This is a genomic window from Chloroflexota bacterium, from assembly GCA_026710945.1.
Taxonomy (GTDB): domain Bacteria; phylum Chloroflexota; class UBA11872; order VXOZ01; family VXOZ01; genus VXOZ01.
Genome location: JAPOQA010000031.1, coordinates 45,516 through 63,208 on the forward strand (window position 1 = coordinate 45,516; position 17,693 = coordinate 63,208).

Consider the following 17,693-nt stretch of genomic DNA (forward strand, 5'->3'; position numbering starts at 1 on the left):
TGTCTGTGCCTGCCGCTGCGTGAGCCTCGGAGAATAGCTTATGGCTGAAGAACGGCAACCGTTTTCGTATACGGTGGAGACCGCACGCGGCGTGCGCACGCTCGCGTTTCCCGCTGAGATCGTGGCGCAGGGCCGCGGCGTGCCGCGCACCGTCAGGTGCTACGCCGTGACGGATGAAGTCCGCATGGTACGGATTGAAGCGCGACGCGCGGATGGCCTGCGCTTCAACGTGCTCGATGAGTACAATCAACCGCTCAACGATGCCCCGGTACAATGGGAAATCATCTGGCGGTGAGCGGCCGCGCACCGCACAAAACGTACGGGACTCCTTTAGCTCAATGCGGACTGGAGCTTGGACTCGCTCACTGGGGAACTAGGGTGCGTATGAAAGGACTTATGAAGTCGTGAGAAGGCCGGACGAATGCCGCGACATGCAAGACGTACGCGCTGAGATAGACCGCATAGACAAAGAGGTCATTCGACTGCTAGGCCAGCGGTTCGCGTACGTGCAGGCTGCGTCCCAATTCAAGACGAGTGCGACCTCCGTACGTGCGCCGGAACGCTTCACGGCTATGCTGGAGCAACGCAGAGCTTGGGCGCAGGCAGCCGGGCTGGACGGCGGCGTTATCGAAAACATGTACCGCGAACTGGTGAACTACTTCATCGAGGAAGAGATGAAGAAGTGGCAGTCTGAAACGCAGGATAATCCTTCCTGACCTGGTATTGCCACGGCGTCCGGATAGTCCCAGGGATGGAGAGTTGCCACAGCAGCACCAGCGGCTTTAGCAAATAACTGCCATGTCAGGATGTTCCGATTGACGTTATCCTGCTTAAGGCACTACTCCAGATTGTCGGCCAAACTAAACTCACGTTCGGCCTTAGTTTCGGGCAACTGAATAAATCGCAGCAATTAGTAGTTTTAGGCTGGGGTTGGCAAGAGGCAAGACATGTGATCGTCTCTAGGTCTGAGCCAACTTCCAACTGTCATTCTGAGGAGCGCAGCGACGAAGAATCTAGAATCGGGAGCTTTTTTAGATTCCTCGCTGCGCTCGGAATGACATGAACGCTGCCTGCAAAGACTACAAGCCTATATCTACTAGTTCCCTAAATCGCGTCTTTGCGGTCTCCTCTCACCTGAGGAACAAGCGCTGATAGAATCTGCTCAGTAACGCGCAAGGCCCCATTTCGTGTCCGCACAAAGTGTTAGCTCACTCCAACGTCGCATAGCGAAACTCCTGACAAGGCGAAATGATACACTTGCTTGCGTCGAGATTGAGAGTGGCGGTCTCGTCTCCCGCAGCCTAACCTCAGTGCCGGGCAGCTCCGCCTACTTTGCCGGCGCTCTCATCCTTGCGGCAGATGCCGCACTATGGCCCCAAGCGATCACGGGCGACAGGAGCTGGCAGCATGAGCCGGCTGGCAGTCACGTTCGCCTTGACGGTGCGGCCGCGGCCGCCCAGCAGGCGTTCGGCGCGCATTGGGGACTGGCAGTGGAGTACGTGCCTGCGATGAATGCGGACTCAGTCCATCTTGCGCTGCGCACGCCTAACGGCAGTTCAGTGCTCGAAGTTATGTCGCCTCGTGTTGAAACAGTGTCGACCGCAGAGAGCGCAGAACTTTCGCATGAGGAACGACTGGTACAATGCATCCTGAGGTGTTTCGCAAACCGTCTGCAGGAGATCTGTGAAAATCTGCCATGATGCGCGCCACCTATGAACGCAATGCGCTTCTTCTCCAGGTTGAGACCTACGACCTGGAGGGAGTCGACCACTACAAGCTGATGCTGGTCTGGCAAGAGGACCGGCACACGATCCACGAAGTGCACCTCGCGGCTCAAGAGGTCTACGCCGGCCCTCAAGCCGGCGACCGGGTTACACTCACGTATCTCATGGACACGCCCCTACGCGTCAAACCCTATGCCGATCCTTCACCATCCGTGGTCCCCCCTTCCGACTCGAAGTCGTAAGTTTGCATGTTTTCAGACATTGTGGACTGCCTTCATGGCTTCAAGAACAGCCTGGATTGCAGACACAAGCAGAGCACGCTAATGCGCAAGAAGGAGCACCCATGCCGACTATAGAAAGTATCGAGGTATTCTCGTTTACGCTGCCGTTCAAGGGCCTATTCAAAACGTCACGGGGGACCGTCGGCAGCGCGGCAGCGGGACGCCCAATCATCGTGACAAAGCTGACCGCAAGTGACGGCACCATCGGCTGGGGCGAGGGATCGCCTTCTCACACCTGGTCGCCGGAGACGCGAGAGTCTGTGATAGGCGTTCTCAAGGACCATTTCGTTCCGGCAGTGATCGGCTTACCGCTGGCGGACTTTGATGGTCTTCATAAAGCCATGGACGGCGCGATCGCGCCCCTCTGGGGTCTGAGTACGCCGATTGCACGCGCCGCTATCGATGTTGCGGCCCATGACGCGCTGGCGAGACACTATGGTGTGCCATTAATCGACCTCTTCGCGCACCGGCGAGCAGATCGCGTGCGCCTGAGCTGGACGGTGACCGGCAGCACTCCGGCGGAGGTGGAAGAAAGTCTCAGCGAGGCCGCAGAGCGCGGCTATCGGAGCTGCAACATAAAGGTCGGCGGCGCCATGGACTGGGACGTGCAGATGTGCGAACTCGTTAGGAACGCTTTTCCCGACGGCTTTCTCTGGGCCGACGCCAACGGCGGCTTTCCGCCCCATGAGGCACACCAGCGCATGCATGCCTTGGTTGACGCGGGCGTGGACTTGCTCGAACAACCGGTAGCGCCGGATAGGCCGGACGTATCCGCGCAGATTGCCGCAGCATCGCCGATCCCCATTGCGTTAGACGAGTCCATTTCCGGCCCGGTGCCGCTGCTGACGATGATCAAGCAGAACGCGCTGACTGCCTATACGTTCAAGGTGACACGGACCGGCGGTCTCTGGCCCAACCGCATCTGCGCGTCGCTCGCCGATGCCGCCGGGTTCATGCTGGTCTGCAGCGGCCTCACCGAGTGCAGCGTGGCATTCGCCGCCAGTGTGCACCTCGCCGCGGCGTGGGGCGTCGCGCACCCCTGCGCCCTCAACGGCCCGCAATTCTTAACTGACGATATTGCGGCCAAGGCGCTGCCCCGGGAGGGCGACGCGGCCCTCCTCACCGACGAACCGGGACTGGGCATCGAGGTGGACGAAGACAAAGTCCGGCATCTTGCCGCGCAGGAGGCATGACCGCAATGGCAGAGCACGCTCCCATACGCACCATTCACGTTGGTGTTGGACGCCGTGGACGGTGGCCGCTGGAAGTGCTGACGGCTGACCCGCGCTTTCAGCCTGTAGCCCTCGTAGACGTTTCTGCGGAATTGCTCGTAGAGGCCCGGGCGCTGACGCGTCTGGACGAGGCGGCTTCATGCTCGCAACTCGAAGCAGCACTGGCAGCCGTCCCCGCCGACGCCGTCATCATCTGTACGCCCACGGCATTTCACGGCCCTTTGGCACGGCAAGCATTTCAGGCCGGCAAGGACGTGCTCGTAGAAAAAGGCATGACGACGAACTGGCAAGATGCCGTTGCGCTGGTCGCCGAGGCAGAGAGCGCCGACGTGAGATTCTGTGTATCGCAGAACTACCGCTACCGGACGGAAGTGCAGACGCTGAAAGCCGCTGTTGCCAGTGGCGCTTACGGCACGCCCCACCTCATCGACCTCGTCCATCACCGCTACCGGCCCACGCCCCGCACATTGGACTACCATTTTGCAATGGTATGGGACATGAGCGTGCACCATCTCGACAATTTGGTGTTCTGCTTTGGGCCGGTTGCCGAAGTCACGGCCCGCAGTTTCACGACGCCCTGGTCGCAGTATTCCCACGACGCGGGCGTCTCCGGCGTGCTCCACTTCGCGAGCGGTGCCATTGCCACCTACGCCATGTCGCACATTGCCAGCTTCAACGACTACCGCTTTGTCGTGCAAAGCGCCGAGGGAGTGCTCACCTGGGACGGGACAGACTGGCAGTGGCAGGAAACGCCGCAGGCAGACTTCGGCAAAGCGCAACCGCCGCAGCCCGTGCCGCATGCGCCGGCGCCCGCTCGCAGCGAGCAAGGCGTCATCGACGCCTTCTACCGGTACATCGCGAATGGCGTCGAGCCCGGTATCAGCGGACGCAACAACCTGGAAGTGCTCCGCGCCTGCGAAATGCTCTGCCGCTCAAGCCAAGAACAGCGCACCGTACGGAGCGATGAAGTGCGCCCATAGGAGACTTTTGCGAAACCCTAGCGGAAGCGAGAGAATTCCCTCTCCCTCGACAGGAGAGGGAGTGCCCCTGCCTGAAGGTGGGGTTATGCAAGGGTCTCCATAGGCTCATTGACCTCTTGGATGCATAAATGGATCTGGGGAATGTCGCAGGCCTGCCGCGTGTCAATGTTCACAAAGAATTCACATTCCAGGACTAGAATGTCGACGAAGCAATCGCCGAATATGAGGAGAAGTGTCAGCACATATCATGAAGACTCGCTTGCTTGTGTGCCTAGCCGGACTTGCCATGCTTGTTTCCTGCGCGTCCCAAACTGAGTTTCAGTCCGGAATGACCATCACACGCGCGGCACAACCAACGGAAGTGCCGACGCCCGCGCCACAACCGGCTGCCCCAACGCCCTCCGCCGAAAGTCTCATCATGCTGCAAGACCCGCTTGACGAGCCGGAGTTCTATTGCGTCGACGTCGCGGGTTTTGGCAGCAATCTGAATCTGAACGCTCCGCTCCAGGCCCACACGTGCAAGCCCGGCGCCGCCGATGAGCTCTTCATTTTCAACCGTCCCGCACCGGGCCAGTTCTATATGAATGCCTACGACGTGTGCCTGGAGGCGGGCGAAGGCGTGCTGTACGTGAAAGCGTGTTCGGACTCTCAGAATCAGCGATTCGTGTTCGGTAGCGATGGGAATATTAACCCGCAAGATTCGAGTCTATGCCTTGCGGTCGAGACTGGCGAGGGACAGCCCGCTGGCGGCAGATCTCACGTGCGCCGCGATCTTTTGCTGCAAGCCTGCACAGACGTTGAAGACAGTCACGCCCGCTGGGCGCTCCCGGGTCCAAGACCGTAATTGCTACCTGCTGTTGGATTGTTCTCCCAGGATGTGTCCACAGATTCACCGGTGTGGTGAGGAATACGATGAATTGGTGTTGAGAGCGTTTATTGGTTGACACCCTCCTTAGCCGCCTGCTATCATGCCTCAGTACTTGCGGCGTGCCTAGCACGCTTGGCAGACGACAAAAGGTAATTCGGGTGTTGGTCGCAGTCCACAACTATTATTATCTGTTTACTAAGCCGGAGGGTCCGGCTTAAGCAGGTACGCTTTGTCCCAGTGGACAAAGCGAGGACAGGCGGCACCCTCCGGCGATAGCAGAAAGTGAAAAGCTTTCTGCTTTTTCTTTTATTGATAGGAGCGAGTGCCACCGAGAACTCTTCTGATCGTGCACAACCGACAGCTGAATTGGCAAGATCACCGTACAAGAAACGCCGCCTCACTTAACTGAGGCGCAACACACCACAGAGGAAAGGGATCAAGGGTAGAAGGTCATGATAGTCATAATGCGGACCGACGCCACTCAGGAGCAGATTGACGCCGTGCGACAGCGTATTGAGGATGGCGGCGTGGAGTCGACCATCAGCCAAGGTGTAAACAAGACAGTAATCGGACTCATCGGCAAGCGGCCTCCCGGCATGATGGAGCAGGTGCAAGTGCTGCCGGGTGTCGAAATGGTCATCCCCGTCGACAAGCCGTACAAGTTTGCTGCACGCGGCGAGGGCGGCGGCGATACCCACATTCGCGTCGGCAACGTGACCATCGGCAGCAACGAAATCGGCGTCATCGGCGGTCCCTGCAGCGTGGAGAGCGAGGAGCAGATCATCGCTACCGCGCAGGCCGTGAAAGAAGCAGGCGGACACATTCTGCGCGGCGGCGCCTTCAAACCGCGCACGTCGCCCTACAGCTTCCAGGGCATGGGTGGTGAAGGACTCAAGCTGCTGCGCACTGCCGCAGACGCTACGGGACTGCCTCTTATCACCGAGGTCATGGATCCCCGTCGGGTCTCACTGGTTGCCGAGTACGTCGATATCATGCAGATTGGCGCCCGCAACATGCAGAACTTCACGCTCTTGCAAGAGGTAGGCAACACCGACAAGCCGGTAATGCTCAAGCGCGGCATGGCGGCAAGCATCGAAGACCTGCTTATGTCCGCGGAATACATCATGGCCGCCGGCAATATGCGCGTGATCCTGTGCGAGCGGGGCATCCGGACCTTTGAAACGGCTACCCGCAACACGCTCGACCTGAGCGCAATCCCCGTCCTCAAGGAAGAATCGCACCTGCCCGTCGTCATCGACCCCAGCCACGCCACGGGCAAGTGGGAGTTGGTGAAGCCGATGGCGCTCGCTGCGGTAGCCGCCGGTGCTGACGGCGTGATGATCGAAGTGCATCCCAATCCTGAACTCGCGCTATCTGACGGTCCGCAGAGCGTCACGCCGGCGCGCTTCTTCGACATCATGGATGCCATTCGCAAAGTGGCGGCCGCAGTTGGGCGGGAAGTCCCTGCTGCCACAGCCGAGTTGGAAGCCGCCACTACGTAGCCAAGACATGACTGTTTACATGGGAAGAAATACGTGAATGCCTGGGTGCAGATAATAGCGGAGGACGAGGCGGAGGGTCAGTTACGCGCGGTCTACCAGGAGCTACTCGGTGAAGGTCGGCGGAGCAGTGTGCCCGATTTCCTGCGCTTGCATAGTCTCGTGCCCCGCGCGATTGTTCCGCTCGCCCAGTTGCACCGGGCCATCGCTTACGGGCCAGGCGAGTTGTCGCGGACACAGCGCGAGTTAATTGCCACGGTAGTTTCGGTCATCAACGGCTGCGGCCTTTGCCAAGAGCTGCATAGCCGCCTGCTGCTCCACCGCACCCGGGATGAAACGCTTGTGAAGCAAGTCCAATGCGATTTCCGCACAGCCCCCCTCACCGCTGTGGACCGCGCGATGCTGGAGTACGCAGCGAAACTCACCACCGCTCCTGCTGCCGTTGCGCGTGAGGACATAGAACAATTGCGTCAACTTGGACTGAACGATGCTGCCATCGTCGCAATCGCCACGCAAACCGCTCTCTTCAACTATCTGAACCGCGTCATTCAAGGCCTCGGTCTGGGAGAGACCGACGCACTATGAAGCGAATCCAACCCATCAATCACCCCGTGAACGCCACCGTTACCCTACCGGGATCCAAAAGCTATACCAACCGGGCGCTCATCCTCGCTGCGTTGGCTGACGGCACATCAACGTTACGCCAGGCGCTGTTTAGTGACGACACCGTGTACATGGCAGATGCGCTCCGGCAGCTTGGAATTCCTGTATGGGCAAACGAATCCGACAGTACGTTCGTGGTCGAAGGGAAAGGCGGCTCTATTCCCGCCAGCGAAGCGGACCTCTTCGTCGGACTCTCCGGTACGAGCGCGCGCTTTCTAACGGCGTTCGCCGCACTGGGCCACGGCCGTTACGGTGTGGATGGCGTCCCGCGCATGCGCGAACGCCCTATGCAACCGTTGCTTGACAGTATTCTCCAGCTAGGCGGCAGGATCCGGTCTCAGACCGGGAATGGCTGCCTGCCCATCGCCATTGATGGGCGGGGGCTGCGCGGCGGCAGCGCTTCTATGGCCGGCGACCAGAGCAGCCAGTACTTCAGCGCTCTCCTTATGGTCGCGCCATACATGGCAGATGGGCTCGACCTCGCCGTGAACGGCCGCCTCGTCCACGGTCAGTATGTCACTATGTCGATGAAGAGCATGGCGGAATTTGGGGTTGCGGCGACACATGAGGGAGAGCAGCGCTTTCGCGTTGCACCCGGGCAGCACTATCAAGCTCGCACGTACGACATAGAGCCGGACGCCTCCGCCGCATCCTATTTCTTTGCGGCTGCGGCGCTTTCGGGCGGCACGGTCCGCGTAGAAAATCTCGGCGCCGACTCCGCCCAAGGAGATTTAGACTTCGTTGACGTGCTCGCTGCCATGGGTTGCGAGGTCGAAAAGAGCGCCGATTACGTGAGCGTCACAGGTCCCAGCAATTTACAGGGCGTTGACGTAGACATGGGTTCCCTGTCCGACACCTTCATGACTCTGGCCGCCCTTGCGCCATTTGCCGACGGGCCTACCGTCATTCGCGGAATTGCGCACACCCGCTTGCAGGAAACCGACCGTGTTCACGCCACCGCGCAAGAGTTGCACAAGCTGGGAGTTGCCGTTGAAGAGTTTGACGACGGCTTGCGCATCAAGCCGGGCGCTGTGCACGGCGCCACCATAGATCCCCACGACGACCATCGCATTGCGATGAGCTTTGCGCTGGTCGGCCTGCGGCAGCCCGGTGTTATAATCGGCAATCCAGAGTGCGTGGCAAAGACGTTTCCAGATTATTTCGACTGCCTAGAGGAAGCGGTTCGCCCAGCCCAGCGCTCTGCGCCAATCTGATCGGCCGCGCCCAGCAATCGCTTGCAGCAAGCCTGGTTTGCCGCCTATCCCCATCTGGATGGAACGCGAGTGCTCGCTTTCGTTACTATCCCGGCGCCAAAGGCACAGAGTTTGCCCCAAGAATGCTCTACGGCAAGCTTTGCCCTAGTCCCGGCCAGCCCTTAAGTGGGCTATCGGCCGCAAGGCTCTCATAGATTCCCCGCTCCCGGGTTTCACAGTTGCCTCTCCATGGGGCTCATCTTGCGTGAGAGCGACACAGCAACGGCATACAGAATCCAACACCGAAAGATTTCACCGCGCCGAGACCATCCAGCCTGCATAGCGGATTCTTGCTTGGTTGCTACAGCGCTCTACGCCCTGCTACTATCGCTACTATGAGCCGCTTTCTTTCCACCCTTGCGACACCTCTCGCGGGCTTCCAACCGTCCTTGGAAGACGCACCAAAGCACTCGCCACGCTTGATTGGTGTTATCTTTCTGTTCTTCTTCTTGCTGTACACCCTAACCGGCGGCGGTCATGTTTACAGCGCAGAGGGGGAACACGCATACGCCATCAGCCACAGCCTCCTCTTGGAGCCGGAACGCGAAGGCCTGCAGCAAGACTATCGCGAACTCGCATCGTGGGAGTTGGGGCTACCGGTCTTGATGCAACCCACCTTGCTCCTAGGCGCCATCATCGATCCTTTGCTGCCCCAGAGGGATGCATTTGGGCATCAGGGAGACACATATGTGCTGGGAGAGTATCCGGTACTTGCACGACGAGGCACGCCCAATACTCGCGATACACTCCATATACCCCTTGAGGACACACGAGCCAAGGCGCTCGTAATCTTTTCCAATTTGGAATCATCTCAAGAGATCAAGGAAGGTTCGCGTATCGCCACGATTACGTTTGACACCGTCCCCGTAGGTAGATTCTTTGGAGAGGTGAAGGCCGGGCGAGACACTGCAGAGGCAGCATACGACCTTTCTGTCATTCAAGGAGGAGTGGCGCATGGCAAGGCTGAGACTGTGGCTCGTCGCATCGGCATGCCCAGGTCCAACATCTACGTCTCAGAGCTGCAGTTTACACAGCGCTTGACCGTTAAGAGCATCACCATCCAGTACCACGCACAAGAAGGCGCGTTGCACATATCTTCTCTTAACCTCATAGACGCCGAGACTGACGAACCTATACTGATCGGCTCCACTGGAAGAGTATGGTCCGAGCAGGAAAACAGTGACTATTTCAGGCGCTTATTTGCGCTCTTTACCAACGCCTGGGTAACCGCCCTCAGTGCGGTGCTCATGTTTCTCATAACGCGACGCCTGGGATACCACAGCCAGGTCGCCCTTGCCTTGACGTTGCTCTTTGGACTAGCCACGCTTGCGTGGCCGTACGCCAAGTATGACTATACTGAACCGGGAATTGCTCTCGCTCTCTTGGGTACGGTCTATTTCCTGCTGCGGGGTGTCCAAGACCGGCAATTGGGTTGGATTCTTGTCAGCGGACTCATCATTGTGTGCGGCATTGCCATTAAGTTTGTTACGGCAATCAATCTGGCTGTCCTTGTTCCGCTGCCGGCACTCGTTTCATTCCAGGGCTCCCGCCAATTCCTGCGATCCCTCGCTTGGGCTCTCGTACGCACTCTCGTATTCCTGGCCCCGATAGGCCTTGTTGGCCTCGTGGCACTCGTCGCGCTTGTGTCTGCATCGGACCTGGAGTCTTTTGTGCCTACCGACTTGATCGAGAGACTTTCCGCCGGGCTCGACCTGCCGACATGGATTGGTCTGTATGGCAACCTGTTAAGTCCGGGGAAGAGCGTCCTGCTCTATGCGCCACCCCTCATTCTTGCTCTCTTTGGGAGTCTGCCGTTCATATCGCGACACAAGTGGTGGTCGCTTCCATTCGCGTGCATACCCCTGATCTACTTGCTCATCTATAGCAGTGCAGGCGACTGGTATGGCGGGAGTACCTGGGGACCGCGCTACCTGGTTCCTGCCGTACCTCTGCTGCTGGTGATGGCTGCGCCAATTCTAGAGAAAGCGCTATTTGACAATGGCGTGAGAGAATTGCGGGCCGCCGTGGTTCTCGGCGCTGTAGGAATCGGTATGCAACTCCTCGCCGTCGCCAATAACTTCGAGCGGTACTTCAGCCTGCTGCGTTCCCAGGTCTTGCCGCAGATTCCGGAGAGCGGCGCGTTTCTGGCCGGACGTGTAGGACAAGCATATTACGCCCATCCTGCAAACTTGCCAGCCGATAAGGAGAGTGTCCTCTATCTTTTTGCGACACCATTTTCGCCCATATTCGCCCACATCTGGATTCTGGCGGCAGACACAGTGGACCTTTTCCTGATTTCAAGCCCCGAAATCCTGCGAGCCGTGCTAAGTCGTCCTCCATGGACTTTGCTGGGAGTGGCAATTTGGCCTCAGCACCCCGAAGAGGTGCTGGGTCTGGACTTCTGGTCGATGACATTGTGGCGGGACTTTACCAACCACGCCATCCTTCTCGCGTTCATCTTAATCTTCGTATTGGCCTGCCAGGCCGCAACCCTCTACTGCTGGACGTGGCTAAGCCAGCGTTTCGAGCTAAGCATGCGGCTCTATTGGGGTGGAATTATCGGCCTTGCGACGTTCTTTATCCTGTTCGATGTGTCCCACATTCTTCAATAGCGCAGCTCGCATGCCGAGAATTCACTTGGTGATTCACGCGGGATTTAGGCGTGCCGCAGGTGTGCCAAAACACGCTACTGCGAAGCCTGCCGCTTGCCAAAGAAAATACGCAGCTTAGGCACGCCGCGCGCAGGCCTCGAGAACTAGCCTCTTCCCAGATGCCAAGAATCGCAAAGGCTTACTGGACGTGGGTAAGAAAAGGCCGAGACAACCTGGGTTGAACAAAGTCATCGCCCGGACGGGCAACTCAAGGGAACTGCGTCAACCGAATTGCAGGATTAGGCGTTGCAGGGTATGACTTGAACAGCCACCGAGCGTCGTGGGCGAGGGCCGTCAAGCTCTACGAAGAAGACGCTCTGCCAGGTTCCCAGGACAAGGCGGCCTTCATGAACCGGGATCATAAGGTTGCCGCCAATGATACCGGCCGTGAGGTGTGACCGGGCATTATTGTCTACGCAGTCATGCCGATACTGCGCTTGGGGCAGCAAATCCCGCACGACCGCCTCAAAGTCTCGCTTGAGACCGGGTTCGTTTTCGTTGACAAGCATACATGCGGTTGTATGCAAACAGAAGACGCTGCAGACACCTTCTTCAATGCCGGATTCCGTCACGGCATCGTGAAGGTCATTGGTGATATCCAGCAACTCAGTGGGTTGCGCGGACGCAAGAGTTATCGTCTTCATAGCTTTGATTTCACGATACCACACGACTCTGAAATGAGACAAAGACGCACGGGACAGACAATCTCTGCTTCTCCAGGTCTACAACCACCGGTCTATCGCCGCCCACTTGCCGTTATTCCACACTTACAAATGCAATCCGGCTGCGCCATTGCTCTACCCACAGAAACGCTACCAACGAGCCTCCACTGCTGTGGTCTTGACCTGACCCCTTTTCAAGCGAAAACACACATGTGGCAACTCTTTGGTAACGCTGTGTCACAGCACGCTACGCGTGTGCCCGGCAGATTCAAGGCGGTCCGGCCCCAGCAGTTTTCAATCCCTCTCCAGAACTCGTGGGTTTCCGGCTAGTAGTGTACACGATGGCGCACAAGGCCGCCGTTAACCAAAACCAGCTCGCCAGGTCCGGCAAGAAATAGTAATTGTCCAACATGCCGTGGGTTACTGCCGCGAGTTGGCTCCCAGCCAAGCCCACACCAAGAGCGCGTACTTCCTTTTCCCGGCTGGTATACGCAATGCGATGTGTGAGCATGAAGAAGCGCGCAAGATAGCCAACGATGAAGACGACTCCCACTATCCCGAGGCGCAGCCAGAAGTCAAGGAAGAGATTGTGCGGGTGCGACAAATTCGGCTCACGCCAGGCAGCCGGGTTCAAGTACTGCGCGTGGACATAGAGGTAGTTATCCAGACCTACACCGGTGATCGGGTAGTCCGCGATCATCTGCAGGGATGACTGCCCATTAACGATTCGCATGTGCGTCGTTGTGCCTGGCTCGACACTTAGTACCGACCGCACCCGCTCCGGGCCAAAGTTGACGCCACCGGCAAACAGCAGCACCGCGACGAGGACTACGCCACCGAAGAAACGTACCCGTAGTCGGCGTTCCGGCAAGAGCACCCAAATGAAGAACAGCAGGAGTATAAGCCCGGCTATCCATCCCGCGCGCGAGAAGCTGCCCAGCAACGCCACCGCGAGCACACCTGCGAGCGGCCAAGCCACACGGGAGGGCCAAAGCTTGAACATGCCGGCAGCGACCACAAACGGCAGCGCCCGTTCGACTATCATCGCAAGGTGATTGGGCGAGGGATAGAATCCCGAGAGCCGAATCACGCCTTCTGCCTGCACCGCAGCATTGGGGTCGATGATGGGCCCTGCCAGCGCCACTGCCGCCGCCACGGCCGCGCCCGCCACAAACGCCTGTATCAACCGCCACGCCTGCTGCCGGTTTTCGAGCAGCCAGCTTGCGACCAAGAACAATAGCACCGGCACAACTATCGTCTGGCGCAACTCGCGCAAACTAAAGACCCCATAGTGGGAAAACAGGAGCGACACCGCACCGATCACGAGCAAACCGACAGCCCACCAGGTAAAGACGCGCCGTTCAACAACCAAGCGCTGCCTCACGAACGTGTGCACCAGCAGCGACCCGACGAGCAGTGCCGCCAGAATCTCATTGACGGGCAGCGCGAGGCGACCGGCGGCGGGTGTCAAAACGGAGAAGGGCAGTGTTGCTGCCACAACGAACAAGAGTGCACGGGGCCAGACCAGTGCGGCAAGGCCAAGCAGGGCCACGAGCAAATACTGCGCCGCCGCTCCCGGCACAATCCACAGCAGACCGGCCACCGGCAGCAACAACCCGAATCGAGCCGTCTCATGCTGCCATATGCCACTGGCAGTCCGTTCCATGATCTTGCCGAGAAGCTCGCTAAGCTGACGCCGTTGCCGCAGCCATCCGGTAAGAATCCAGCCGATTGCGGCAATGAATCCCGCGTACAGCCCGCCTACAAGTACATAGGGCCACAAGGGACGTTCCCGCACGACGACTATGGCATCGATGTCTACCCCAATGTCGCTCGACTGTAGGTTGCGCCGGCCTGTGACTTCGATCTCAACAAGGTGCTCGCGATCCGGGAGTCGATCTGCCAGCAGCACTTCTTCTTGCCAGCGGTCTTCAGGTGCGTAAAGGTCCAGCATGGCCTGACCGCCCGCGTCCTTGTCCAGGCGGTGGGCAAGAGACTGCGAGCCGTTGATGCGCACCAATGCAATGCCCTTGTCCGGCCCTTTGTGGACTACCAGGGAGACTGCCGTGCCATGAAAGCGAAAGCGCAGGCGGGCGCCCGCCTGCGGGCTGCCCCGCGCCTGACCCAGCGAGTAGGTTTCATTGGCGATGTCGATCCACTCGCCCTCCCAGGCGAGCGCGGGATGGTTCTCCTGATGGTAGCCCGGCCCGAGTACGGGCGGCGCGCCCATCAAATCCCGCATGGCCGCAAGCACCGGGCGCTGTGCGAATTCCTTATCCACAATGCCGAAGTATTGCGTGGGGTCATCGGGGTGGGCTTGGGGCCAGTAGAAGTGCCAGAGATTTATCATCGGCAGCCACGGCCACTCGCGTTGCGCGCGCTGCATGCCCTCCACTGTGTAGCGTGCCTGCGTCGCTTCCGAGACATTGCCCCAAGGCGAAGGACTGCCCTGCCAGTCCGTTGGCAGCGCGACCCACCCGTACTCTCCGGCCCAGATGGGTTTGGACGCGTCGCCGTTTCGCACCATCACTTCCCGTACCAACACCGCTCGCGCCATGTTCGTGCGGTGTCGCGCTATGTAGCGGTCATCCGGGCCGTGCCACAAGCCATAGGACGCCGTGCTGACCACGTCGAAGTACGGCGCGCCGCCGTGCGCATAGATGCCCTCGAGAAAGAGCAGCTCACTGAGGTTCTTGGGACCGGTCTCAGTCGTCGGCGCCAACACGGCGGCAACGATGATCGCCTTCGGATTCGCCTGCCGGATACGCTGCGAGGCCACTTGGAGCATCGCCACGTAGGCCGCCGGATCGGGATTGTGCGGCCACCATTCGCCATGGAGATTGGGTTCATTCCAAATTTGGAAGATCTGCACGTCCCCGCGGTACCGCTGGGCAAACGCATATGCAAAGTCTCCATAGTCCTCAAGCCGTGCCGGTGGGCCCTGTTGACGCCCGTCGTCCGGCGGCTTGTCGTCGGCATACGCCCAAGGTGGGGGTCGTTCGAGGCGCGCGATGATCGTCAAGTTGTGTTGCTTCGCCAGCGCGACCAGCCGGTCGTACTTCTGCCAGGTACTTTCCTCGGCAAGGTCGTTCCAGTACCTTCCCTTCCACGGACGCTCGATGTCCTCCCAGGCAAAGACCTGCCGGATGTAGCGAAAGCCTGCTTCTTCCAATAACGCCATGCCGCGCTCGATACGATCCCAATCCGGGTCTTGATCGAAGCGCGTATTGATGCCGTAGCGATACACCGCGGCGTGGCGGAGGGGGTGCACGGATTCGCGTCCGTAGGCGACGCCGGTTTCAAACCAGAAGCGGTAGCCGACCAAGGCCAGCGTCGCGGCGCAGAGCACCAGAAGACAACCAACAAAGAGGAGTAGTCGCACCACTGTAGGAAAAGTCTCTCCAGGGAAGCACTATCTAAGCGCGTGGCGACCAATCGGGATCCCATTTAAGCAGAGTTTAGCAGTAACGCCGCTAACGCGTACTCGCTGCCTAGGACTGCCGCAAGTCAGTTGGGACGCTGGGTGGAGTCTCGTGCCCGGGCGGGAAAGCTTCAGGTCAGGCGGAGAAGATGAGGGAGCAGTTGGCCCGCAGCCGCTTCCAGGCACAAGTCTTGCGGCAGGAAAGTGCCCGAGGGAAGCCTGTTACACCACCGCAAGCAGCTCTTCCTGGGCCGGATTGAGGACACGGTCTATGCGCCCCCCGCCAATCACTTCATCATCTTGATAGAATACCGTCGCCTGGCCGGGAGCAACCGCGCGTATCGGGCGGGCAAACACAACCTCCGCTGCACCATTACCCGCCGGCTCTACAATTGCTTCCACCTCTTCCATACGGTACCGCGTGCGCACGTTCACACGAATTGGCTCCGTTGGAGGCGAGCCCGCCACCCAGTGCACGTCAATCGCCTGCAGGGCATGCGCGTAGAGGTCTTCCTCTTCACCGACGAAAACGGTATTTGCCTCCGGGTCCAATGCAATCACGTACAACGGGCGCGGCCACGTCAAGCCAAGACCCCGGCGCTGTCCGACCGTATAGTTGACAGTGCCGTCATGTGCGCCTAGTACCTTTCCATCTTTAAAACAGATCGGCCCGGAGCGGGCGATGCCTGGCTGCCAAGACTCCAGGAAATCGCGATAGTTGTCGTTGGTCACAAAGCAAATCTCATAGCTATCCGGCTTGTCCGCCACGTGCAGACCGTACCGCCGCGCCAAGTCGCGAGTCTCTGTCTTTGTCTGGGTCCCCATGGGAAAGAGCGTTCGCGCCAGTTGTTGCTGGCCCAGCATATAGAGCACGTAGGACTGGTCTTTCTGTGGGTCTAGCGCGCGATGCAGACGATAGCGCCTGGACACGGCATCTCGCTCAATGCGCGCGTAGTGGCCGGTGGCAAGATAGTCGGCGTCGAGCTCCTGCGCCCGCTTGAGAAAGGCCGCAAATTTGACGAACTGATTGCAGTCGACGCAGGGGTTCGGCGTGCGGCCGCTGGCGTAAGAAGCGACAAACCGCGCCATGACTTCCTTCGCGAAGATCTCGCGGAAGTTGAGTGAATAGTGCGGGATGCCGATCCGGTCCGCCACGCGCTGGGCGTCATGGGTGGCGCTCAACGAGCAGCACGCGTGCAGGCGGGTATCCACCATGCCCTTCTGCCAGACATTGAGCGTGATGCCAATCACCTCATGTCCCTGCTCGGCAAGCATGGCGGCCACCACAGAAGAATCAACGCCGCCGGACATCGCGACGACGATGCGCAGCGGCTCTTTGGTTCGGGAATTCTCGTCAGGAAACATAGCCCTCTAAGTTTAGCACAATTCGCTCCCTCCACCTTGGAAATCCCGCAAAATCAGTGCCGCCAAGCAAGGGTCTCCCTCTCCCATGGAGACACTTGCACTACCAAGGCCGACTAGCTAGAGGCCCCCCTCTCCCTAGGAGCTTGTCACAAGAGTTCACTGCTCAAAGTAGACTTACCCTTCGACAAGGCTCAGGGCGAACGGCAAAGGCAAATCCCGTTCGTGCTGAGCCTGTCGAAGCACAGTTTTGCTTATCGAGTCGACCTATGAGACTGCCTCCTGGGGGAGAGGGTCGGGGTGAGGGGAAGACCACGTCAACCAAGCCTATTGCTAACAGTCAGGCACAGTTGCATAGGGCTCTCATTCGATCGAGGACGGTGTTATTGGTAGCCTGCGACGCATACGCTATACTGGGGGCAGCGAGAGCCGCGCACGCATCACACTACTACCAGCACGCAGCGCATGACACTAGACGTCCCGATACGCGTTCGCTATGCCGAAACCGACGCCATGGGGGTGGCGTACCATGGGCATTATTTCACGTGGTTCGAAGTCGCGAGGGTAGAGCTTATGCGCGCGCTAGGATTGCGCTATCGAGACCTTGAGGCGGAGGGGATCTACCTGCCGGTTGTGGAATGTCGAGCGCGATTTCTTGCCGCCGCCCGCTACGACGCTCCCTTGCAGGTGCGCACGGCGCTCATGGCGGCCACGCGCGCCAGGATCGTGTTCGGCTACCTCGTGCGGGAACCGGAAGCGACTGTCCCACTTCTCGCCTGCGGTCAGACTACCCACGCGTTTACTACGCGCGAGGGCCGCGCCACGCGACTGCCCCAAAGTCATCCGCTGTGGCAAGGCATGCGTAACGTCACTTGTCAGCCTGAATTCGTCTCAATTGCCTAACTGGGAGCTGCAACACCGATGACCAATCGCCCTCAGACGCAAAAACGCTCCGTGTTGCGGCTCGTCCTCTACGCGTTGGTGCTGCTCACGCTCGTCATAGCATTCCTCTACGCTTACGAGCTGATTGGCGGACTCGTCGACTCCTTGCTGGAGTTCGTCGGAGACATCATCGGCCAATTCTAGCGTCCCAGTTC

General features: G+C 59.3%; 16 protein-coding genes. 13 read left to right on the plus strand and 3 right to left on the minus strand.

The genetic code is table 11. The annotated features are described in order from the left end of the window. Nucleotides 1–40: 40 nt before the first annotated feature. From OXE05_06370 to OXE05_06420, 11 genes are all read left to right on the plus strand, one after another. Nucleotides 41–295 carry a hypothetical protein gene (locus OXE05_06370; protein ID MCY4436942.1) on the plus strand — a complete coding sequence of 85 codons (255 nt, stop codon included), beginning with the start codon at nt 41–43 and terminating at the stop codon, nt 293–295. Nucleotides 296–404: 109 nt separating this feature from the next. Next, nucleotides 405–716, plus strand: a complete 312-nt coding sequence (locus tag OXE05_06375) for an isochorismate lyase (protein ID MCY4436943.1) — start codon at nt 405–407, stop codon at nt 714–716. Between the two features lie 471 nt (nt 717–1,187). Continuing rightward, the gene (locus tag OXE05_06380; protein ID MCY4436944.1) at nt 1,188–1,700 is read left to right on the plus strand and encodes a CinA family protein; all 513 of its coding nucleotides are present in this window, start codon (nt 1,188–1,190) and stop codon (nt 1,698–1,700) included. After that, nucleotides 1,697–1,966, plus strand: a complete 270-nt coding sequence (locus OXE05_06385; GenBank protein MCY4436945.1) for a hypothetical protein — start codon at nt 1,697–1,699, stop codon at nt 1,964–1,966. Before OXE05_06380 ends, OXE05_06385 begins: the two co-directional genes overlap by 4 nt. A gap of 101 nt (nt 1,967–2,067) precedes the next feature. Next, on the plus strand, nt 2,068–3,198 hold the full coding sequence (locus OXE05_06390) for a hypothetical protein (GenBank protein ID MCY4436946.1): 1,131 nt from the start codon (nt 2,068–2,070) through the stop codon (nt 3,196–3,198). A gap of 5 nt (nt 3,199–3,203) precedes the next feature. Then, nucleotides 3,204–4,217, plus strand: a complete 1,014-nt coding sequence (locus OXE05_06395) for a Gfo/Idh/MocA family oxidoreductase (GenBank protein MCY4436947.1) — start codon at nt 3,204–3,206, stop codon at nt 4,215–4,217. Nucleotides 4,218–4,545: 328 nt separating this feature from the next. Further along, the gene (locus tag OXE05_06400; protein MCY4436948.1) at nt 4,546–5,061 is read left to right on the plus strand and encodes a ricin-type beta-trefoil lectin domain protein; all 516 of its coding nucleotides are present in this window, start codon (nt 4,546–4,548) and stop codon (nt 5,059–5,061) included. 476 nt (nt 5,062–5,537) lie between these two features. Next, entirely contained in the window at nt 5,538–6,587 is a 1,050-nt protein-coding gene (gene aroF, locus OXE05_06405; protein ID MCY4436949.1) for a 3-deoxy-7-phosphoheptulonate synthase, read from the plus strand. Between the two features lie 33 nt (nt 6,588–6,620). Next, a complete protein-coding gene (locus OXE05_06410; GenBank protein ID MCY4436950.1) occupies nt 6,621–7,169 on the plus strand; it encodes a peroxidase-related enzyme in 549 nt (182 codons plus the stop codon). Continuing rightward, nucleotides 7,166–8,461, plus strand: a complete 1,296-nt coding sequence (gene aroA / locus OXE05_06415; protein ID MCY4436951.1) for a 3-phosphoshikimate 1-carboxyvinyltransferase — start codon at nt 7,166–7,168, stop codon at nt 8,459–8,461. The genes OXE05_06410 and aroA overlap by 4 nt, the downstream gene beginning before the upstream one ends. A 458-nt stretch (nt 8,462–8,919) precedes the next feature. After that, complete coding sequence (locus OXE05_06420) at nt 8,920–11,112, plus strand: phospholipid carrier-dependent glycosyltransferase (GenBank protein ID MCY4436952.1); 2,193 nt, start codon at nt 8,920–8,922, stop codon at nt 11,110–11,112. Between the two features lie 278 nt (nt 11,113–11,390). Here OXE05_06420 and OXE05_06425 read toward each other — a convergent pair whose 3' ends face one another. The 3 genes from OXE05_06425 to mnmA all read right to left on the minus strand — a co-directional run bounded on the left by OXE05_06425 (nt 11,391) and on the right by mnmA (nt 16,599). Next, nucleotides 11,391–11,795: a secondary thiamine-phosphate synthase enzyme YjbQ gene (locus OXE05_06425; GenBank protein ID MCY4436953.1), complete on the minus strand. Its 405-nt coding sequence runs from the start codon at nt 11,793–11,795 to the stop codon at nt 11,391–11,393. A gap of 286 nt (nt 11,796–12,081) precedes the next feature. Further along, complete coding sequence (locus OXE05_06430; GenBank protein ID MCY4436954.1) at nt 12,082–15,198, minus strand: O-antigen ligase family protein; 3,117 nt, start codon at nt 15,196–15,198, stop codon at nt 12,082–12,084. Nucleotides 15,199–15,456: 258 nt separating this feature from the next. Next, nucleotides 15,457–16,599, minus strand: coding sequence for a tRNA 2-thiouridine(34) synthase MnmA (gene mnmA / locus OXE05_06435; GenBank protein MCY4436955.1), 1,143 nt, complete (start codon nt 16,597–16,599; stop codon nt 15,457–15,459). A gap of 462 nt (nt 16,600–17,061) precedes the next feature. On the opposite strand from mnmA, the gene OXE05_06440 reads away from it, so the two are divergent. After that, nucleotides 17,062–17,499 (plus strand): thioesterase family protein, encoded by a 438-nt coding sequence (locus tag OXE05_06440; GenBank protein ID MCY4436956.1) that lies wholly within the window; start codon nt 17,062–17,064, stop codon nt 17,497–17,499. Nucleotides 17,500–17,517: 18 nt separating this feature from the next. After that, complete coding sequence (locus OXE05_06445; GenBank protein MCY4436957.1) at nt 17,518–17,682, plus strand: hypothetical protein; 165 nt, start codon at nt 17,518–17,520, stop codon at nt 17,680–17,682. Nucleotides 17,683–17,693: the final 11 nt, after the last annotated feature.